Here is an 18423-nt window from a genome sequence, read left to right as displayed (position 1 = left end):
GTTCCCGGTCAGTCGGCTTTGTCCACCAGAGCAAGCGTCGTGTCATGGAGTACAAATCTAGATTTGTACTCCGGGAGATGTCCAGGTGTGCCTACCTGAAACTATCTCCGCGCAGCTAACCCTAACGATATAGACCTAGAAAAACGCTTGACGGATGGCTGTGGCCTAACCAATGCCGCGATCAACTCAAAGCCGCCAAGCGACGCAGGCAATTTGCCGGAGTACAAATCTAGATTTGTACTCCCGATTTTTTGCAGGACGCCCGCCAGCCGCCCATCCAAAACGCCGCCGCCATCGCCGCGTAGCCTGCGACGAAGGGCCAGGTCGTGGCCGGGCCGTAGGCGTTGACGATGGCGCCGCCGGCGATCGCGTAGCCGTGCATCAGGCCGGTGGCGCTGATCGCGGCGGCGGCCAGCGCCCAATAAGCGGCGGCGCGGTAGCGGGCTTCGATTAAACAGACCGTCAGCGCCGACCAAATCATCGACGTGAAAATAAAACCGCGTTCCAGCGCCATCAAACCGGCGATCGGCAACTGTTGCGTCAACGCGGTCAAGCCGACCGTTTCGACGTTGGCGCCGGCGGCACGCAAGCCGCTTTCCAACATCAACAGGCCCCAGCCCGCCAGGGCCGGGAAGAAACCGACCACGACCGCCGGGGCATGGTCGGCCGGCGTGGCCTGAAAGGCTTGGGCGGCGATGGTGATGCCTATCCACAGCAAAATAGCCGCGCCGGCCTCGACCGGCACCAACGCCGCCACCCAGCCGACCAAGCCCAACAGACACAGCATGGTGATAGCGACGCCGTTGGCCACCGAATAGCCGGCGCCGGCGCCCATCTTTTTCCAGCCGGGATGACCGATGTAGATCGTGGTCGGAAACACGCTGCCGCAGCAGGCCGCCGCGATTGTGCCGACGCCGTTCATCGCCAGCGAGCTACGCACGCCGAAGCGGTCGCCGGCCGCCTCGGCGCTTTCCAGATTTTGCAGCGAGCCAATCAGGTTGAACAAGCCCATCGGCACGATGACCGGCAGAAATTGCAGCAAATAGTTCGAGAAAGTCGCTTCCAGCAAATCGCCGAGGTACAACGCCGGCCATTGCGGATTCAGCGCGAACGCGGCGTTCAACGCGGCGGCATCCATCCGCCCCAAGCCCCAAGCCAACCCGGTGCCCAACACCACCGCGACCAGACCGGCCGGCACGTCGAAAGGTAGGCGCAATCGGCCGATGTACTGCAGCAGAATCACCGCTAGCGGCAGCAAGCCGACCAAGGGCTGGGCGAATATCCGAAAGCAAAAATCCATGGCAATGAACGTGATTGCGATGCCGGCCAGCGTCGCCAGCAGGGCCGCGCGCGGCGTGATGCGCTTAACCCAGCCGGCCAGAAAGGCGCCGGCCAGCTCAATGACGCCGGAACCCAGGCAGGCCGCCAAACCAACCCGCCAGGCCAATTCGGCGTCGTGGCTTTGCTCCAACACCGGCTTCATCACGAACAACACGTGAGCGAACAAGGACACGGTGTTGACGCCGTAGGGCAGCGCGGTCACTTGCGCTTGGCCGGTCGCCAACGCTAGCCGGCGCGCCTGCCAGGCGTAAAAGCCATTGCCGACCAGCAGACTGACCGCGACGCCGGGCAAAATCCGCCCAAACACCAGTTCGCCCGGCATTTGCAGCAGGTTGCCGCACAGCACCACGATCAGGATCAGTTGAATCAGGTTATCGACAAACAGGCCGAAAAAGCCGTCCAAATCGCCGGCCCGCCACCAGCGGAACGACGTGTGCGCATCGCTTGGCATCGTAGTTCCGGCTTAACTTTGAAACGACAGCCGTTCGCCGTGTACGCCGCGCCAATCCAGCGAGAACGCCTCGACGGCCCGGTCGGTGGCCGGCGCGGCCAACATGGCACGGGCGATGTCCGGCGGCAGCGTTACCGACGCGACGCCGAGCTTCAAGACCTGCAAGACCTGCTGGACGTTTTTGAAGCTGGCCACCAGCAATTTGCTCGGCAAATGGTAACGGTCGATCAGCGCTTGCAAGTCGCCCACCACGCCGAGGCCGTCCTGACCCAGGTTGTCGATCCGGTTCAAATACGGCGCCAGATAGTCCGCACCGTTCAGCGCCGCCAACCAGCCTTGCTGCACGCTGTAAATCGCGGTCGCCAATACCGGAATGTCGTGCTGCCGCTTGATTTGCTTGATCGCGGCCAGACCAGGCGCATGCGCCGGTATCTTGACGACAATGTCGTAGGGCAATGCCGCCAGTTCGAGCGCTTCCGCGACCATGGCTTCGGTCGTCACCGCCACGACTTGTACGTGTACCCGAAGCTGTCCGCGGAAAATATCGGCCAGGGCCGGCAGCCATTGCTGCAAGCCTTGACCGCTACTGGCCAGAATAGTCGGATTGGTCGTGACACCAGCCAGCGGCAAGCTGGCGGAGAGAGCGTGAATCGCGCCCAGATCGGCGCTGTCTAAATAAAGTTCGAACATAATCGCAATCCGTGACAGTCAAAACAGCTTGCGATTATTGAGAATGCCGGCCGGGAAAGCAAATCGGCGGCAATCCGGCGATCACCCCGCGCGGCGGCGGACCAGTAACAACGGCAGGCCGGCGGCGAACAACCCGGCCGCGGCCGGCAACGGCACCGGTTCCAGATTGGCGGACAGGCTCAAACTGTCGATGGCGATCGTGGCGTAGCCCGGAATGTCGTACCAGTCGTAAACCGGGGTTTCGACTTGCATCCGTTCGTAAACGTCTTGAAGCGGGCAACCGTCTTCCTGGCAATTCGGATCGCTGTATTCGGTGCCAATGTATACCGACACCCATTCGGTGGTGTAGCCGACGATTTGCTCGTAAGCCTCGACCTGGGTCACGGCCAGTATCGAAGCGGTGAACTGATTGGCCGGCGCGCCGCCGACGCCGAAACCGTGGTTCCCGAATAGGTCGTCGACCGATCGCACGTCGCCGGACAGATTGAGATAAGCCGACGAATAAGCGTTGCCCTGAAACGAATACCGGCCGGTGAACGCCACGTTGTAGCCGCTAATCCGGTAGCCGGCCTTCGGCGCGAAATTGAATTTCAGATCGATCGAACCGAGCCCTGCCACGCCGTTGTCGGTCAAGCCGTGGGTATCGTCGTAGACTTGCATCCGGCCGCCGAAGTCCACTTTAAAACCGTTGGCGATCGGCATGATTGCCAGTTCGGCGGCGGGGATCGGCGTGACTTGCACGTTCCCGCTGGCGTTGGCGCCGTCGTCGGCGATCGAAAACAAAAATTCGTCGGCGTCGAAGCGCAGTTCGGCGGTCCCGACGTCCCAGACGGTTTGACTGGCCAGAGCCGTATTGGTCAGGCCGAATCCGGCCATCGCCGCCAATCCCAGCCATTTGAAAGATTTGCGTTGCATCGTCATTCCTCCCCAAAAAAAGATCATCGCGACGGCGACGGAATGCCCGGCCGACGGCGGCAAGCGCCGCGATACCCTTAATCAACGAAAGGTAGTTTGCAAACTAAGCGGCAAAAGACGCCTTGCCACGATAGACCGATAGCGGATCGCTGTAAACCCGGTTTTTTCCTTTTCTTGCCCGATTGGCGATCCGGCAATCGGCGTTAGCGCGCCGCCGCCTGCTCGAAATCGACCCGGCTATGGCCGAGCACGGTGCCGGTCGCGAAAGCCAGATCGACCAGCGCCACCTGATAATCGCCGACCGCCCTGACCTCGCGCAATTGCGCCTCGCCCAGCCGGGTCAGGGTTTCCAGTACTTCGGTCATCGTTCGCAAGCCTTCCCGAAATTGCTTGAGTTCGGCGTCGTAATTCAAGCCGGCCAACAGCACGTTTTGCCGCGCGGCCAATATGCGCCGCCAGTTCTGGCCCAACACGTCCAGCGCATCGTAAATCTCCCGGCGCACGCTGAGTTCGCGCAATTGCTTGGTGGTCAAGCGTTGCAGACGCTCCTGCACCGCCTTGTCCAGACGGGCGCGGCGCAATTCATTGGTCAACGGAATTTCCATCCGCAAGCCGACCGACCAGTCGGAATAGCGTCCGCTCAGGGTTTGATCGAAGGCGCCGTTGATCGAACCGGTATCGCGCCCCAAGCCGGCATATTGATAATCCAGCATGAACATCGGCAAGGTCTGATTTTCCAGGTAATCGATTTTGGTGGCGTCGGCGGCCAGCTTCAATTCCAGTTCCAGCAACTCCAGCCGCCCGTCCAAGGCCCGCGCCGCCAATTGTTCCCGATCGAAGCCGAATTCCAACAAGGTCGGCTCGGTTTCCGGGATCAAGACCGTCGGCGAATCCAAATCGAGATTGGCATCGTTCAACAGCAGCTTGAGCTGGCGTTGCCGGGTTTTCAGCGTGGTTTCGGCGACGATCAAGGTTTCCAGCCGCTCGGCGACGCCGATCTCGGCGCGATTGATTTCGACCGCGGCGGTCAAACCTTCGCCGACCCGTTTTTTGACCATCGCCAGATTGCCGGCGGCATTTTCGTATTGCTGGCGGCGCACGTCCAACTCGCCCCAGGCGACGTAGAGACTCCAATACGCCCGCTCGACCGCCGCCAGCACCCGAATCGCCTGCAAGCGGGTTTTGACATCGACCGCCTGTTGTTCGTAGCGGGCGATGCGGATGCCGGCCACATTGTTGGCGATGCCGGCGTCGCGCAGCAACGGCTGGCTGATCGAAAAGCGCAGCGCATTGCGGTATTGGTCGGAAGCCACGCCGCGATATTGCTTCTTGGCGTCGAACGGCGCGCTAATGGTGACCTTGGCGCCGGTACGCAGCGGTATCACCACGCCGGCCTCCAGTTCCAAGCCTTCGGTGCGTTGGGCAATCGCGGTCAATTTATCGGTTTCGTTTTTCAGCGGCGAGTCGGCGTCGCTGGGCGTAAAGGTCACGACATCCAAATTCTCGGCCGGGGTGTTCTTCTGGCCGTACTTGGCCTTGGCGAAGATCAAATCGTCGAATTTGGCTTGTTCCTCGCTGACCGCCAATTGCGCCAGCTTGGGGTCGATTTGAGCAATTTTCAGATCCAGATTGTTTTCCAGCGCCAAGCCGCGCACCGCCGCGATCGACAGGCGCCGGCTGGCTTCCGGCTCGGCGGCCGGCCGCTCGGGTCGGGGCTGCACGGATTTGGGCGGCGCTTTGGGCAAGTTGGTAACCAAGCGTTCCTTGAAGCGCGGCAAAGCCTGTTCGACGGTTTGCGGCGGCGCGGCGGACAGCGCCGGCAAGTTCAATCCTTGATCGGTTTGCAGCCGCTCCTCGACGCGTTTGGCCAGTCGGCGGTCCGGGGCGGTATCGAAATAGCCGGCGCAGCCGCCCAGCGCGAGCAGCAAGACTAAGCCGCTAAGCGCCGGGCAGACGTTTGGGAAGCCAAGGTAGTGAGTTCGCCGCCTGCTCATTTCAGCTTCTGCCTGACCAGATCGTTGATCGGCGCCTCGACGGTCAATTGCGGCGGAAACGCATTCAACTGGCGCCACAATTCGTAGGCCATCGTCACCCGATTCAACAATATCCAACCCTTGACCCGCACGCCTTGGCGCAAAAAGCGCTCGCTGGGCCATTCGCGGTCGGCCGGGTCCGGTATCACCAGAACCCGGAATTTGCCCTTGCCGTCGTCGCTGGCGTCGACGAAGGCGACGCTGCCGCCGAAGGTACCGACCGCCACTTCCGGCCAACCGGCAAACTGCAAGGCCGGCCAGCCTTCGAATTGCAGGCGGGCGTGGCGGCCGGGCGTGATCAACGCCGCGTCGTTGCCGTCCACCCACAATTCGACGGCCTTGACGTCGCGGTCCGGCACCAGCACCAACAGCGGATCGCCCTGGCGCACCAAGTCGCTCTGCGGATTGGCGAGCAGGCGCAACACACTGCCCCCGCGCGGCGCGGTAATCGATTGCGATTGTTGGCGGGACACATCGACTTCGGCCTTTAACAGGCTGGCGCGGCCGTCCTCGAGTTCGCTCTGGGTTTTGTTGGCCGCCGCGCTGGCCGAATCGATGCGGGCCTGGGCGTCGGCGCGAATCCGGCCGATCTCGGCTTCGGCGGCGCGCTGCTCGGCCAGCGCGCCTTCCAGACTGGCTTGGGCGCTGTTCAGACCGCGCCCGGCCACGACGCCGTCGCGCTCGGCCAGTTCGAACTCGCGTTGCGACACCAAGCCGTCGCCGAGCAAACGTTGCAGACGCTCGCGCTGCAAACTGGCGGCGTCCAGCGTGGCGCGGGCCGAAGCGATCGCCTCGGCGGCGGCGCGGGCGCGTTGTTTGGCGACGTCGAGCCGATATTGCGCGGTCGCGACCTGCAAATCCCGAGTAGCTTGCAGATTGTCGAGCTGCAACCGGTAGGCGTTCAACTCGTCTTGCTTGGCGGCCAATTTGGCGGCGGCCGCGTCGCGTTGGCCGGCCAGGCGCTCCAACAACCTCGGATCGACATCGGCGATATCCAGCAACACTTCGCCGGACTTCACCTTGTCCCCTTCCTTGACATGCCAGGCCACGATACGGCCGCCGACCGGCGCCTCGACGGTTTGCTGACGCTCCAGCGGCGCGAACGCCGACACTCGCCCGCTGGCGTGGATGTTTTGCTGCCAGGGCGTCACCAACAAGGCAGGCGGCGTCAGCACGAACACCCAGACGCATGCCCGCGCCCAACGCCCGACCGTCCTCGGCGTATGCGCGGCCGCCAGGGCCGACAAGCGGTTATGCCATTCGTCCATCGCCCTCTCCTCCCCACTCGATGACGCGCGCCAGACCGCTTGCCACCGCCGGCACGCCGGTCGTCACGATCAAAGTCCACGGCGCGTCGGCGGCGCACAAAGTCGCCAACACCGCGTCGCGCCAGTCCTGGCTCATGTCGTCAAGCAAGCCGTCCACGATCAAAATGCCGGGCCGACCGACCATCGCCCTGGCCAGCAGCACCAAATGGCCTTGCGCGGCCGACAGTGGCGCGCCGCCCACCGTCAACTCGGTGGCCAGCGCGTCGAGCGCCGCGTCGTAGCCGAAGCGCGTCCAACCCAAGCGCTCCAAGACCTGCCTGACCGCCTCGGCGTCGATATCCGACCGGCCTAGCCGCACGTTCTCGAACAAGGTGTCGGCCACCCACTCCGACCGACCCACCAGCGCGACCCGGTCCCGCAAATTTTCCAAGCGCAAGCGTCCCAATTCGACGCCGCCGATTTCAATCCGGCCGCTAGCCGCCGGCCTTAAGCCGCACAGCAGTTCGACCAAGGTGGTCTTGCCGGCGGCATGTCCGGCCAGCAGCGCGACTTTTTCGCCGGCACCGATCGCGAAGCTCAAGTCCTTGAAAACCGGCCGGCGCTGGCCGTAGGCAAAGCCGAGCCGGGTCACGTTCACCGCCAACGCGCCGGCCGCCGGCAAGGCCTCGCCATCGCCGCGCTCCAACGGCAAGTCCAGTAGATGACCGATTTTATCGGTCCCCGCCATCAGATCGTAAAACCCTTCCAGATGCTTGCCGAACTTGATCAACGAAATCAATGCCGAAGACACGATCAATTCGGCGGCCACCAATTGCCCCAAGGTCAAATGCCCGTCGATCACCAGATAACCGCCCAGCGCCAACAAGCCGGTGCTGGCGACGGCGTACAAGGCCAACGAACCGACGATTTGGCGCAGCAACACCCGAAAGTGACCGCGCTTGGCGTCCAGATAGCTCAGCGACAACTCGTCGGTCCGCTGGACCGCCCAGCGCGGCCCGCCGGAAAATTTGAAAATCTGCTGATTGGCGGCCACGGTTTCCAGCCAAGCCACCAACGCGTACTTGGTAATGGATTCCTGAACTGCGGTTTTCACGCCGCCCCGCCCCAATACAAACACGATCAAGCCGATCAGGAACAGCAATACCACATCGAAGGCCAGCAGGAACGGATGATAAAACGCCAGCATCAGCAAACCCACGCCGGTTTGCACCAGCGTGCTCAAGCCGTCCAGCAACAAGGCCGAACCGGCCTTTTGCAAGGTCAGCACGTCGAAAAAACGGTTCACCAATTCGGCGCCGTGGTGAGCGTCGCCGGTTTCGCGCCGCACTCGCGGCAAGCGGTGGGCCAGATCGCTGGCCAGGCGCACGAACACCCGGCGCTGAACGATTTCGACCAGATAGGCCTCGAGTACGTGAACCGCCCCGGCGAAAGTCAGAAAGAAAAACAGGATGACCGCCAACACCAGTAGAGGTTGGCCCATGCCGCCCATCGCCACGGTGTTGACCAGTGCCTGCACCGCGACCGGCGACGCCAGGGCCAGCAAGCCGGAGCCCAAGGCCAGCCCCAGCACCAGCCAAAGATCGGGTAAATCGGCGCGCAGCAACTCGACCAAACGCCGCCAAGGCGGCAGATGGCCGTGGCCGTCGGGACTCACCGCGTTGGCCAAGGGCGCCCTGGCTTGTATCAGCCACCACCCGGTCGAACGGTCGCCGCTCAAGCCCAGCAAGCCGGCGACCTCGGCCGGCTTGATCAAACGCTCTTCGACGGCGTCGCCGTGAATCAGCGCGACCCGCACCGAACCGGCCCGAAAGCCCGACAACACCAACCACCCCTCCCGCTCGGCCAGTTCGGCCAGCAACGGGGTTTGCGGCGCCGAGGTTTCGGCGGCGGCGTTCGGCGTGAGTACCGCCGGCTCGAGACGCAGACCCAAACGGTCGGCGAGTTCGGTCAAATTCGCCGGCGGGTCCGGAACCGGTCCGGTTTCCGGCAGCGCCAACAGTCGGCTCAAAAATGCTTGTAAGGTCCGCATCGTTTCACGAGTCCTGATGGATTGACGAATCGGCAGGTGCCGGCCCCATTAAAGTCGTTCGAACGCGCGCGCCGATCCCAAGACCGTATCCAGCCGGGCAACTCCCGCAGCCACGTTTCATGATGGCCGACGCGACATCACCGCCGTTACTGTCAAGTGAACATCAACAGCGTTGAGCCGAGTGCGCCGAACACCAAGGCCGAGCGCGCCAAGGCCGGCCAATACGCCCGCCCCGCCGAGTTTGCCCGCCAACGCACCGCCAAATCGCGCCGCCAGGCCAGTGCGGCCAGATACGCGGCCCGTGCGACCCGCCACGATCCGTAACCGATCGCGACGATGCCCAGCCAAAACACCGTGATTTCCGCTTGGCGCGGCGATAAGCCGAAGGCGGCCTCCAACCAATGCTCCAACAGCCACTCGACGATTTCTATCGCCACGTGCACGCCGTGGCCGATCAGCGGCAACAGCGTATCGCCGAAGCTCAACATCACCAGCGCGGCGACGAAGTAGGCCAAACGCCGGCCGCCATAACGGCGCTTCGCGGCCGCGTAGGCATTCGCCAAGACGCCGGTCGATCCACTAACGATTTCGTTAATCATGCTGCCTCCCTAACGACTGTCGTGGCGCCGGCCAGCCGCCGCGAAATTAGCCGGTGTTGCGCATGCCGGCGGCGATCGCGTTGATCGTGCGCAACAGCGGATTCAGCCAAGGACTGTCGCCGGCGCCGGCATCGTCTTCTCGCACCTTGCGCAGCAGGCAGACCTGCAAGAAATTCAATGGCCCCAGATAAGCGTCGCGGCGGCGCAACGAGTCGGCCAAGCTAGGGTTATCGGCCAACAGCCTATCGATTTGCGCCACATCCAACACCCACTCCACGCAACGTTGATACTCGCCGGCGATCAAGCCGTACACGCGTTTGCCGGTTTCCGGGTCCACGCACAAGCCGGCGTATTCCCGCGCCAGTTCCATGTCCGACTTGCTCAAGGCCATCTGAGCGTTGCTGAGCAAATTGCGAAAAAACGGCCAGTCGCGGTACATCGTTCGCAATTGCTCCAGCCGCTCGCTTCGACCGGCGCACCAGGTCGATACGCTGAGGCCGACGCCGTACCAAGCCGGGAAGGTTTGCCGCGACTGGGCCCAGGCAAATACCCAGCCAATGGCCCGCACCGACTCTTTGGAGCGGTCCTGTTTCTTGCGGTGCGACGGCCGCGAGCCGATGTTCAAGCGGCCGATTTCGCCGACCGGCGTCGATTCGTAAAAATAGTCCAAAAAGCCCGGCGTGCGCTCGGTCAAATCCCGATAACTTTGTTCGCCTATCCTCGCCAACTCGTCCATCACCGCCAAATTTTCCGGGTTATCGGGGGGGACCGGTTGCACCAGACTGGCGCTGGCCTTCAACAAACCGGTCACGCCCATCGTCAGTTCGTAAATCGCGGTTTCCATGTTGTTATAGCGATAGAACAACACCTCGCCCTGCTCGGTAAACTTGATCTGACCGCGCACGCTGTCGGCGGGTTGCGCCAGAATCGCTTCGTGGGTCGGACCGCCGCCGCGGCCAACCGTACCGCCGCGGCCGTGAAACAAGCGGCAGCGGATGCCGCGCCGATCGCAAATATCGACGATGCGGCGTTGCGCCCGGTACAAGCCCCACGCCGAAGCCAGGATGCCGCCGTCCTTGCACGAATCGGAATAGCCCAGCATGATTTCCTGACGACGGCCGGAGGCCTTCAGCAAGGTCAGGTAAGTCGGCGAATCGAACAAGTCGTTCAATACTTCCTCGATCCGGTTCAAGTCGTCTATCGTCTCGAACAGCGGGCTGACGCCGATATTGCAGTACCAATGACCTCGGATCCGACCAACCAAGCCGCACTGGGCGGCCAGTAACATCACCTCCAAAACGTGACTGGCGTGGTGGGTCATCGATATCACGTATTCGCCGAAGCAGTCCGGACCGATCTCGCGCCGGCTGCTGGCCATCACTTCGAACAAGGCCAGGGTTTCGCGGGTTGCCGACGGCAACGCGCCCGGATCGAACATCAAGCCGCCCGGCGCGGCGATCGCCTCGCCGAGCAATTGCAAGCGATCCTCCTCGTTCATCGCCCGATAATCGATGCCCAAGGCCGCGCCGAGAATATCGGCCACCGCCTCGCTATGCCGGGTCGATTCCTGGCGCACGTCCAGATGCATCAAATGAAAGCCGAAGGTATCGGCGAGGCGAATCAGGTCGTGCAATTCCAGTTCGGCGATATTGGCGTCGCCGTGGTTGCGCAGCGACCGGTCGATCAGACGCAAATCGCGCAGGAATTCGGCCACGCTGGGATAGGCGTGGCAATCGGCCGGTTCCGCGTCGCCGCGCAAGCGCCTGGCAATGCGTTCCAAGCCCTGCTCTATCCGGTATTTGACGATGGTCAATTTATGGCGGTAGGGCTCTTGCAGATAAGGCCGCGCCAATTCGGCCACCGCCGGCCCCAATGCGGTGCGGTCGGCTTCCAGACTGGCACTGAATTCGCTCGTCAATTCGCACAAGCCGTAGGAATGCGACAACTGGCCGCGCAACGCATCGAGACGCCGCGCATACTCCAGCAGGATCGCTTGCGCTTGCAGCCGTAGCGCCAGCACCGTGGTTTCCGGGGTGACGTTGGGATTGCCGTCGCGATCGCCGCCTATCCACGATCCGAACTTCAAGAAACTGGGAATCCGCGCGCCGGCGGCCGCTTCCTCGCCGTAGACATCGACCATCGATTCCTCGAAATTCCGGTAAACCTTGCTGGTCGCCTCGAACAGCGACAGCGGAAAATAAAACAGGCCGGTATCGATTTCGTCGACCACGCCGGGCTTGCGACCGCGCACTTCATCGGTGCGCAACAGCAACTGAATCTGCGCCTGCAAGCGTTCCAATGCCGCCTTACGGCCCGGACCCTGCCGGCTGCCGTCAATCTGTTCGTGGGTCAAAAACAAATTGCGCAACGCGCCCTTGACGGTGCGGCGCTTGGCCTCGGTCGGATGGGCCGTCATCACCGGCAAATACAGCAAATCAGCCAACAAGGTCTGCACTTGCTCGGCGCCGATGCCGGATTCCTTGAAGGTACACAAGGTGTCGTGGAACGAGCCCGGCCAGAAATGCCCGGTCTGGCGCTGGCGGCGCTGGCCTAGCGAATGCGACTCCTCGGCGATGCTCAACAGGCTGAAATACTGGTTGAACACTCTGACCACCTGACCGATTTCGTCGGCGTCCAAGCGCTCGACGACATCCTGCAGGGGCTTGCGCCGGGCCGGCGTGTTGTCGCGCATCAGCGCGGCGAAGCGTCGCTGCAATTGCGCGACGGATTCCTCCACATCGCGTTGGCCTTGGTGTTTCAACACTCTGGTCAACATCGAACTCAGCAAACGAATCGAGCGGCGCAGTTGTTTATCGTCGGTATGTTTAGTCACTTAAGTCTCCATCATGGTCAGCGGTTACCGCATCGAGCAGCAAAAAGCGGGCCGGCCACTTTGTCGATAGCGTAACGCTAGTCTTTGGTATTGTTAAATAGAAAGATTAGAATAAATACATCGAAAATTTCTATGTAAAGGCCATGCAGGAACGCATCAATTACCAGCATTTGTTTTATTTTTGGCATGTGGCCCGCGAAGCCAGCATCACTCGGGCCTGCGAAAAATTGCATCTGGCTCAGCCGACCGTCAGCGGCCAACTGGCGGTATTCGAACAAGCCATCGGCGACAAGTTGTTCTTCAAAAGCGGCCGCAAGTTGCTGCTAACCGATACCGGGCGGGTGGTGTTTCATTACGCGGACGAGATATTCACGCTGGGCAGGGAACTGACCAATACCTTGAAAGGCCTGCCGACCGGGCGAGCCTGGCGCTTGACGGTCGGCGTATCCGACGCATTGCCCAAGTTGGCAGTGTACCGGCTGATCGAACCGGTTTTCCGCTTGCCGGAACCGGTCCAGATTCATTGCTACGAAGACAAGGCCGACCGGCTGTTGGCCGAGATTGCCGTGCAAGGCGTCGATTTGGTACTGTCGGATACGCCGCTGACCCCGGCCAGCGGCGCCAAGGCCTTCAACCACTTTCTGGGCGAATGCGATGTCAGCGTGTTCGGCAGTCCCGGCTTGGCGGCGACTTATCGGGATCGCTTTCCGCGCTCGCTGACCGGCGCGCCGTTCTTGCTGCCGACCGGCAATACCGCGCTGCGGCGCTCGTTGGACTTATGGTTCGACGCCAACGGGATCAGTCCCAACATTCAGGCCGAAATCGAAGACAGCGCGCTGCTGAAGACGTTCGGCGCCGGCGGCGCCGGCCTGTTCGTCGCGCCGAGCGCGGTGGCCGGCGAAATTTGCCGGCAATACGGCGTCGAGGTGTTGGGCCGGATCGAAACGGTGCTGGAACGTTTTTACGCGATCACGCTACGCCGCAAACAGCAACATCCGGCCGTCACCGCGATCCTCGACCACGCCAGGGACGGCTGGTTGTGACGGCGTCTTATTCGCCGTCGCGGTATTGCTCCGCTATCGCCTCGAAGCGGCCTGCCAGCGCCGTCATCGCATCGGTGACGTCGGGATCGAACTGACTGCCGCGCCCCTCCCAGATCAATTTCACCGATTCGGCATGGCTGAAGGCCGGCTTGTAAACCCGCTTGGTAGTCAGTGCGTCGTAGACGTCGGCGACCGACATCAACCGGGCGCTAATCGGAATGCTATCGCCGCGCAAACCGCGCGGATAGCCGTTGCCGTCCCAACGCTCGTGATGGCAATAGGCAATATCGGCCGCGCACTCCAGGAATGCCCCCTCGCCGTCGCCGAATTCGCGAGCCGCCGACACGATCGCGTCGCGACCGGCCTCGCAATGCCGTTTCATGATCACCCACTCGGCATCGGTCAATTTACCGGGCTTCAGCAACACCGCGTCGGGAATCGCCACCTTGCCGATGTCGTGCAGCGGCGCGGTTTTGTACATCAACTCGATGGTTTCGTCGTTCAAGCAATTTCGGAACCGCGGGTGGCCGCGCAGGGCTTCACCCAGTTCGCGCACATAATTTTGGGTGCGCCGGATGTGATTGCCGGTTTCGTTATCGCGGACCTCGGCAAGCGCGCAAAACGCCGAGATCACCGAGCCTTGGGCCGCGATCAATTGCCGGTTGCGCTGCAATAACTCCTCGGTGCGCTCGGCCACCAACTGCTCCAGATTTTCGTTGTGCCGGCGCAGCTCTCGCGTGGTATCGGCCAGGGCCAGATGATTGCGCACCCTGGCCAACACCACCGGCGGCGACACGGGCTTGTGAATGAAATCGGCGGCGCCCAACGACAAACCGTATTCCTCGTCAACCGGACTGTCCAGGCTAGTTAAGAAAATCACCGGAATGGCGCGGGTGGCGTTATCGGCTTGCAAGCGCCGGCAGACTTCGTAGCCGTCGATGCCCGGCATCACCACGTCCAGCAACACCAAATGCGGCGGACACCGGTCGACCAGTTCCAGCGCCTCGGCACCGTTAGTCGCGAAGCTGGTGGCGTAATGCCTCCCCAGGATGTGGTCCAGTAACTCAATATTGCTCAGCGAATCGTCGACAATCAAAACCCGTTGAGCCTTGTTTTGCGCGCTCATGTTCTACTCCTAAGGTCTACGGTCTTCGCCGAGTGTGGCCAATTCGACCAACGCAGCGTCGTAACGCAATTGTTTGACCGCTTGGACGACTTTGGCGAATTGCTCCGCCAAAATCGGATCGTCCAGCGTTCCTTCCAGTTCGTCGACCAGATGGCGGGCCTCCAAACTTTTACTCCGCAACTGCTGCTCGAGCAAGGTCAGGCGCGGCCAAAACTCCCCCGCCCCACCGCCGCTCGGCGCCGCCGGGACAGCGGCGGCATCGAGTGTCAGCGCGGCCAAGCGCGCCGTCATCGCCTCGCATTCGCTCGCCAGGGTTGCCGCCAACTCGGCCCAGTTTTGGGCGCCGGCGGATTTCAGCAAGCGCCCTAATCGATCGGCCGGACCGGCAATGCTGTCCAGGCCCAAATTGCCGGCCTCGCCTTTCAGATTGTGGGCCAGCTGATAGAGCGCTTCATTATCGCCGTCGCCCGCCAAGCGCCGAATTTGCGCGCCGGCATCGCCATGACGCTCGGCAAAGCGTGCCAACAAGCGCCGATAGAACAGCGGATCACCGCCCATGCGTCGCAACGCCACCCCGACCGAAACGCCCGGCAAGGCCCGCGCCAATCCGGCGATTTCGGCTTCGCTATCGACCGCGGCCGGCGCCGCATCGACGGTCCCGGCCGACTCAAGTATCGTCACCGGCCGCTCTCCGCCCTGCTTGACCCAGCGCGCCAGCACTTCGGCGAGTTCTCGCGGCTCAACCGGCTTGGCGACGTGGCCGTTCATGCCCGCCAACGCGCAAGCCTCGCGATCTTGCGCCATCGCCGCCGCCGTCATCGCGATGATCGGTAAATGCCGGCCCTCCGCCAGGGCCCGAATTCGCCGGGTCGCTTCCAGGCCATCCATGACGGGCATGTGCAAATCCATCAACACCGCATCGAAACGCTGGCGCTGCACCAGATCAACGGCCTCCTGCCCATTGTTAGCCAGCTCCACCGACAATCCGCTTTTCGTCAAAAACTCTCTAGCCACTTGCTGATTGAGTTCGTTATCCTCGACCAATAGAATCCGGGCGCCGCGTATGCCATCCAACAACACCCGGCTGGTTTCGAACACGTCGGCGGTCGGTTTCGACCTAACGTGCTCCTGACGTTGCAGCGCCATCAAAACGTCAAACATTTCAGACGGCGTCACCGGCTTGCCGACAATCGCGTCGATCAAGGCGCCGTCGGTGGCGGCGGCCAGTTCTTCTCGGCCGAAACCGGTCACCATTACCGTAATCGGCGGCCGATTCTCCGGCTTCAGTTCGGCCAAGGCCCGAGCGAACTCCAGCCCGTTCATCGCCGGCATTTTCCAATCCAGGATCAACAAATCGTAGGGTTGACCGTCGCGTTCGGCCTCTTCGAAAAACCGCAAACCGGCGGCGCCGGAGTCGGCGGTCGTCACTTGAAAGCCCCAGCTTTGCAGCATGGTCCGCAGAATCAGCAAAGAGGTTTCCTGATCGTCGACCACCAGCGTCCGCATCGCCCGCAAGTCGTGCAAGCCGCGGCCGGGCTTGGCTCGCGGTTTTTGCGGATCCGGCAAACCCAGCCACACGGTAAACACGAACGTACTGCCGCGCCCCGGTTCGCTCGACAATGCGATGCGGCCGCGCATCATCTCGACCAGGCGTTTGCAAATCGTCAGGCCCAGGCCGGTACCGCCAAAACGGCGGGTGATGCCGGCCTCGGCCTGCACGAACGGCCGGAATAAGCGATTGGCCTGATCCGCCGTCAAGCCGATCCCGGTATCGCGCACCGCGAAGCGCAAGCACACCGCGTCCGCCGTGATCTCTTTTTGCTCGACCTTCAAATGCACTTCGCCGCGCTCGGTAAATTTGATGGCGTTGCCGACCAGATTGTCGACAATCTGGCTCAGCCGCAACGGATCGCCGACCAGCCACTCCGGCACGTCCGGGGCCATGTCGATAAACAATTCGATCCCTTTCTCCTCGGCCCGAAACGAAAACAAATCGGCGGTGGCGCGCAAAATATCTTCCAAACAAAAATCGACCGCCTCGATGTCTATCCGGCCCGCTTCGATTTTCGAATAATCCAAAATATCGTTGAGTATGCCCAGCAGAGCCTGCGACGCATTCAATACCTTGCCCAGATAATCGCGTTGTTGTTGACTAAGCTCGGTATCCAACGCTAAGCGGGTCAAACCGATGATGGCGTTCATCGGGGTGCGGATTTCGTGACTCATATTCGCCAGAAAATCCGACTTGGCGCGGTTGGCGTCGTCGGCCAGCTTCCGGGCTTCCAGCAGTTCGGCGGTGCGTTCGTCGACCAAGCGCTCCAGATGATCTCGATAATGCGCCAATTCCTCTTCGTTGCGTTTCCGGTCGGTGACATCCATCCGAATGCCGAGCACGCGTCCGACCGCGCCGTCCGCGCCGCGTTCCACGTTGAAAGCCTTGGCGCTCAACCAACGGTATTCGCCGTCGGCGTGGCGGATCCGCGCCTCGTAGGTGTAGGCGTCGGCTTGCTTGGCCAACACGCTGTTGATTTTGCCGGCCACCATCGCCCGGTCGTCCGGATGCACCCGCTCCAGCCATTCTTCGCGGTCGCCTTGACCATCCTTGGGCGAGTAACCCAACATGCTGTAGTAAATCGGCGAAACCACGAAACGATCGCTGACCACATCCCAGTCGAAAATGCCGATTTGCGCGGCTTCCAGCGTCAGCCGCAAGCGCTCTTCGGACATCCGCAATTTTTCCTCGGTTTGCTTGCGGTCGGTGACGTCCAGCGTAAAACCGTTGACGACGCCGTTGGCGTCGGCCCTGGCCGACAGCGAGAACCATTTGGTATGGCCGCCGGCCAACACGGCGCGGGTTTCGAATTCGCGGACTTCCCGGTCGGATTCCAAAGCCTTGCATAATTGAGTGGAGTCGGCGAAGCGAAAGTCGGCGCCACCATAAGTAGCCATGAATTCTTCGACCGACTCGCAATCGAACTGCCGAGCCATCGTCAGGTTGGCGAACAGGTGTTTGCCCTGGTTGTCGCATTGGAAGACGCCGATCGGCGCGTTTTCGACGATATAGCGGTATTTTTTTTCGTTGCTTTGCCACTTCAGCAGACCGTAACGGGCCGTCAGCATTAATTTCAGCGACAACAGCGCGATCAGCAGACCGGCGGCCCCGTACCAGCGCAGGTGCTCGTACCATTCGGCCAGATAGTCCTGCTCGGCGATGGCCGCCAGTACGAATAAGGGGTAATGGCCCACCCGGCGGAAGCTGTAAAGGCGTTTGACCCCGTCGGCCGGACTGATTTCGACGTAATGACCGCGATCGCTACCGCGCGCGACAAAACCGAGCACCGGGTGGTCGGGAAAAGGTTGGGCGGCGTCCTCGGTCAGCATCGGATGACGCGCCAGCAAGCGCATCGCGTCGTCGCGCAGCACGACCGCGCCGTGTTCGCCCAAATCCAGTGTCGCGTAAAACTTTTCGAAGGAACTCAACAGCGTCACAACGTTGACGACACCGGCAAAGCGGCCGTCCGGACCGTCTATGCGCCGGGTCAGCGAGATTTTTCGCAGACCCAGGGTCTTGGAAATCTGCGGCGGCGAGATCGACAAACCGACGCTGGGGTCGGCGCCATGGCGTTGGAAATATTCACGATCCGCGATACTGATCGGCGGCTGGCTGTCCAGCGAACTGTACAGACAATCGCCTCGGGCATCGAACACCTGAATCGCGCCGGTTTCGATGATAGCCGCGTCGTTGAGTCTGGCGGCCTTGTCCATCAGCAAACGATGCAGTTCCAACGCGCGTTCGGTCTGGTCGCCCAAGCGCGCCTTCATATCGTCGGCCCGCAAATGGCCCAGTACGTCGTTCAAGATCAAATCGATTTTTTGCACGGTCGCCAGCGCGTGCCCTTCCAGGACCATAGCGATGTTTTCGGTTTCGACCCGGGCGTGGGCAATGCGCTGTAGCCGTTCCTGCCACAGGCTAAATCCCATCAATACCGCAAAGCCGACGACCCCGACCAATCCGGCCAAACTCGCCGTGCCCAGAGAGAAGCGATTGAAAAATCGTGACGTCATCGGCGTCCCCAACCGTTCAAAAAGCCGCGA

General features: G+C 61.9%; 11 protein-coding genes. 1 reads left to right on the top strand and 10 read right to left on the bottom strand.

Annotated features, from left to right (window positions below):
• Nucleotides 1-229: 229 nt before the first annotated feature.
• The 8 genes from ACQE3D_RS05515 to ppc all read right to left on the bottom strand — a co-directional run bounded on the left by ACQE3D_RS05515 (nt 230) and on the right by ppc (nt 12159).
• Complete coding sequence (locus ACQE3D_RS05515) at nt 230-1792, bottom strand: NCS2 family permease (protein WP_313728786.1); 1563 nt, start codon at nt 1790-1792, stop codon at nt 230-232.
• A gap of 12 nt (nt 1793-1804) precedes the next feature.
• Nucleotides 1805-2482 (bottom strand): transaldolase family protein, encoded by a 678-nt coding sequence (locus ACQE3D_RS05510; RefSeq protein WP_313728787.1) that lies wholly within the window; start codon nt 2480-2482, stop codon nt 1805-1807.
• Between the two features lie 81 nt (nt 2483-2563).
• Nucleotides 2564-3397: a hypothetical protein gene (locus ACQE3D_RS05505; RefSeq protein ID WP_313728788.1), complete on the bottom strand. Its 834-nt coding sequence runs from the start codon at nt 3395-3397 to the stop codon at nt 2564-2566.
• A gap of 203 nt (nt 3398-3600) precedes the next feature.
• Entirely contained in the window at nt 3601-5391 is a 1791-nt protein-coding gene (locus ACQE3D_RS05500; RefSeq protein WP_313728789.1) for a TolC family protein, read from the bottom strand.
• Nucleotides 5388-6698 (bottom strand): HlyD family secretion protein, encoded by a 1311-nt coding sequence (locus ACQE3D_RS05495; RefSeq protein ID WP_313728790.1) that lies wholly within the window; start codon nt 6696-6698, stop codon nt 5388-5390. The genes ACQE3D_RS05500 and ACQE3D_RS05495 overlap by 4 nt, the downstream gene beginning before the upstream one ends.
• Nucleotides 6682-8727 (bottom strand): ATP-binding cassette domain-containing protein, encoded by a 2046-nt coding sequence (locus ACQE3D_RS05490; protein WP_082885306.1) that lies wholly within the window; start codon nt 8725-8727, stop codon nt 6682-6684. Before ACQE3D_RS05490 ends, ACQE3D_RS05495 begins: the two co-directional genes overlap by 17 nt.
• Nucleotides 8728-8879: 152 nt before the next feature.
• The gene (locus ACQE3D_RS05485; protein WP_313728791.1) at nt 8880-9326 is read right to left on the bottom strand and encodes a hypothetical protein; all 447 of its coding nucleotides are present in this window, start codon (nt 9324-9326) and stop codon (nt 8880-8882) included.
• Between the two features lie 46 nt (nt 9327-9372).
• Nucleotides 9373-12159 (bottom strand): phosphoenolpyruvate carboxylase, encoded by a 2787-nt coding sequence (ppc, locus tag ACQE3D_RS05480; RefSeq protein WP_281022494.1) that lies wholly within the window; start codon nt 12157-12159, stop codon nt 9373-9375.
• A gap of 143 nt (nt 12160-12302) precedes the next feature.
• Here ppc and ACQE3D_RS05475 point away from each other — a divergent pair, with 143 nt between their 5' ends.
• A complete protein-coding gene (locus ACQE3D_RS05475) occupies nt 12303-13202 on the top strand; it encodes a LysR family transcriptional regulator (protein ID WP_064024551.1) in 900 nt (299 codons plus the stop codon).
• A 7-nt stretch (nt 13203-13209) separates the two neighbouring features.
• Here ACQE3D_RS05475 and ACQE3D_RS05470 read toward each other — a convergent pair whose 3' ends face one another.
• Entirely contained in the window at nt 13210-14328 is a 1119-nt protein-coding gene (locus ACQE3D_RS05470) for an HD domain-containing phosphohydrolase (protein WP_071154867.1), read from the bottom strand.
• Nucleotides 14329-14337: 9 nt separating this feature from the next.
• Complete coding sequence (locus ACQE3D_RS05465) at nt 14338-18393, bottom strand: response regulator (protein ID WP_313728792.1); 4056 nt, start codon at nt 18391-18393, stop codon at nt 14338-14340.
• Between the last annotated feature and the right edge of the window lie 30 nt (nt 18394-18423).

The sequence above is a fragment of the Methylomonas sp. MS20 genome (assembly GCF_050275925.1).
GTDB classification, from domain to species: domain Bacteria; phylum Pseudomonadota; class Gammaproteobacteria; order Methylococcales; family Methylomonadaceae; genus Methylomonas; species Methylomonas koyamae_A.
The sequence above is the reverse complement of the archived record's forward strand: the minus strand, read 5'-3'. Positions and strand labels throughout refer to the sequence as shown.

What these genes read in the sequence shown, in the direction of transcription:
- ACQE3D_RS05500 (WP_313728789.1), bottom strand. Translation starts at nt 5,391, where the DNA reads ATGAGCAGGCGGCGAACTCACTACCTTGGCTTCCCAAACGTCTGCCCG.
- ACQE3D_RS05505 (WP_313728788.1), bottom strand. Translation starts at nt 3,397, where the DNA reads ATGCAACGCAAATCTTTCAAATGGCTGGGATTGGCGGCGATGGCCGGA.
- ACQE3D_RS05510 (WP_313728787.1), bottom strand. Translation starts at nt 2,482, where the DNA reads ATGTTCGAACTTTATTTAGACAGCGCCGATCTGGGCGCGATTCACGCT.
- ACQE3D_RS05495 (WP_313728790.1), bottom strand. Translation starts at nt 6,698, where the DNA reads ATGGACGAATGGCATAACCGCTTGTCGGCCCTGGCGGCCGCGCATACG.
- ACQE3D_RS05470 (WP_071154867.1), bottom strand. Translation starts at nt 14,328, where the DNA reads ATGAGCGCGCAAAACAAGGCTCAACGGGTTTTGATTGTCGACGATTCG.
- ACQE3D_RS05490 (WP_082885306.1), bottom strand. Translation starts at nt 8,727, where the DNA reads ATGCGGACCTTACAAGCATTTTTGAGCCGACTGTTGGCGCTGCCGGAA.
- ACQE3D_RS05465 (WP_313728792.1), bottom strand. Translation starts at nt 18,393, where the DNA reads ATGACGTCACGATTTTTCAATCGCTTCTCTCTGGGCACGGCGAGTTTG.
- ACQE3D_RS05485 (WP_313728791.1), bottom strand. Translation starts at nt 9,326, where the DNA reads ATGATTAACGAAATCGTTAGTGGATCGACCGGCGTCTTGGCGAATGCC.
- ACQE3D_RS05475 (WP_064024551.1), top strand. Translation starts at nt 12,303, where the DNA reads ATGCAGGAACGCATCAATTACCAGCATTTGTTTTATTTTTGGCATGTG.
- ACQE3D_RS05515 (WP_313728786.1), bottom strand. Translation starts at nt 1,792, where the DNA reads ATGCCAAGCGATGCGCACACGTCGTTCCGCTGGTGGCGGGCCGGCGAT.